This window comes from Natrinema soli (assembly GCF_028618695.1).
In genome coordinates this window covers 1-2,407 of sequence record NZ_JAQIVI010000258.1, presented here as the reverse complement: position 1 = coordinate 2,407, position 2,407 = coordinate 1, and the positions used below count along the sequence as shown (strand labels likewise).

Genomic DNA, 2,407 nt, shown 5'->3' with positions numbered 1-2,407 from the left:
AGCGCTCACCCGAACAACTATCACTGATCAAGTGGAAAATTTGCTTGCAGGATTTTCATAGGTAGTTCTCGTGGTTGGCTACGTACCCGGAGCCAGCGCGTCCAGAACCACTGAACCACTCTCACAATAACCGTTCGTCCCGAGACGAATGAAAGACGATAGGTGCGAACTATCAGTCTCCGCAAAAGAATGGGACGCTCTCTGACCGATTCTTGACGCTGTGCACCGGGTGAACGCATTTCTAATCCTGTTACGGCTTGAAACAGTGATCAGACTAACAATAGCGTGCGACGGATTCTATGACACGCTCCATATAGGAACTGACACAAAGAGACGCTGCTCCACAAGCGACGCAATTTCGACTGATTCAATAAACATATCATTGTAATCGATAGTCTCGGCTCTCACTAATGATGTACAAGAGATATTGAGACGTCACGATACGCCAGAATCGCCTAACTAGACAGTACCCAGAGAATACATCTATGTAGTGTTAGCGCATAGCATAGTGTATGGGAGTCAGATGTACGTTGTGTAGGCGGACAATCCCAGACCGGTCACTGCAGCGGTGGTGTACGTGCGGCTGGTGTATGGACCCAGACTGCGACCAGAACCATCGTTCGTTCTGCTCAGTTCATAGTAGCGATCGTTGGATCGGCGCAATCGAACTTTAACTTTTTCTTTGAAAGCCTACAGCAAGAAAGCGCTCTAAATGGATAATTGGGCTCTGGTGAATCGCTGGACAGCGTCGGCTTCGACCGTCAGAACTGGGGAGTTGAAGCGGGAAACCGCCGATGTCCATGTCGAAGATTTCCCGCTTCACGAAGAAAGCAGTGCGATTAGCTAAAAAGAGCGTGTCGTATAATAGTTCCCACCCACCATTATGCAGAGACTCAACCATGGATAAAACGTGTAACTGTTGAAATCACTGGCTTACAGGTGCGGAATAAGGGCTGTATAATCGATGGATGGCGGGTATGAGACGTATTCTATGACACGCTCTCCGGAGCCGAAAAGTTCTCAATACACTCGTTCCAGTTTCAGTGTGTCCACCGCTCCGTGCCCATATTCGAAACGACGCTCAGCGTCCTCCAGGAATCGTCACTTGCAATTGTTCCGCTCGCTATTATCGTCGGGTTCGTCGCGCGAACCGTCCCCCGGAGCGGCGTCCTTTCGTGGGTCGTACGCTGGGTTTTCGTGTTGGGAGTGATTCCGCCATTCGGCCTCTTTCTCCTCGCCGAACTTCTCGGCAGTGGACTCGTTCGTGACCTCGCGCGGGCGCTCCTCGACGGCGAGATTCGACTCGCGGTCCGGGTCCTCGCGGTGATCGACTCCCTGATTGCCGCGGTGCTTCGGGCGTTCGTGCAGTTCGTCGCCGGTCTCGTTCCGACTGACCTGCTCGCCAGTTTCATGTCGGCGCTCCCGTCGTGGAACCCGTTCACGGCACTGTCAATTGTGGGATCCCTCCTCGCGGTGTTCATCGTCCACTTCGTCACGGGTGTCGTCGTGATTCGACTCACGCAACGGGAAGACGGTTTGTCCGTCGCAGACAAGTGGTTGATCATTGCTGGAGTGGTGCTGTTCGTTTCCGGAATGGTGTGGACGCTCCTGCAGTCCGACTCGCTAGATTTTAGTCGGTTCGAACTGCAAATCGCCGTGCTGGCGTCCTCGATGGGGATGATTTCCGGTGTCGCCGCGTCGAACCTCCCCGTCGACCTTCCGGCGTGGCGGTCGGACAACATGAGGGACAATTCCGAGTCGGGATCGGAGACTGGTACCTCGCGACGTATCCCTGGACTGCATCGGCTACGGGGTGCTATTCGGTCCCTTTTTCGGCGATAGTTCGACGCGTCGATTACGGTGTCGTTCCACTTGTCGAGTCCGGAAACGGATATCCTGAATGCCACTTCGACGTTCCCATTTCAGTCATTGACACCATCCAGTTGGGTGACTACGTTGGGCTTCGAGCGTTTGAAATTCCCCAAGTAAAGCCGAAACATATCAAACGCACCGACAGCGGGGAGCACTATCGTCTTCGCGTTCTTGAAGGCAAAGACATCACAGGTACCGGTGGGAAACCTCGAGACGCCTATCTTCCGAAGGACGTGGAAGGTAACATCCACCGCTATCAGAACACTGAAAATATCGATAGTGGTGAGCCGCTGGTCGATCTCACTGAGCGTGGTGTACGAGCAGTTAGAAAGCGCACAGCCGAGAAGACGGGTGACGACGACTATCAGCACGCAAGTTCTCACGATCTTCAACGCCGGTATGCACAGCGGCTTCTCGTCGATAAGCAGGTGAACCCTCGAGTTGTCATGGCAGTCGGTGGCTGGGACTTATACTGTCGGCTGAATATTTTTTAGGCTGGAGTGTAACTCTATGGTATGGCTACACTTGACGCCGC

1 protein-coding gene and 1 pseudogene are annotated in these 2,407 nt (G+C 53.4%); both read left to right on the top strand.

What is annotated here, in order from left to right; translation table 11 throughout:
• Window positions 1–1,059: 1,059 nt before the first annotated feature.
• Window positions 1,060–1,842, top strand: a complete 783-nt coding sequence (locus PGX04_RS16290) for a hypothetical protein (protein WP_273739474.1) — start codon at window positions 1,060–1,062, stop codon at window positions 1,840–1,842.
• 95 nt (window positions 1,843–1,937) lie between these two features.
• Window positions 1,938–2,345, top strand: a pseudogene (locus PGX04_RS34685) (site-specific integrase); the annotation flags it as partial.
• Between the last annotated feature and the right edge of the window lie 62 nt (window positions 2,346–2,407).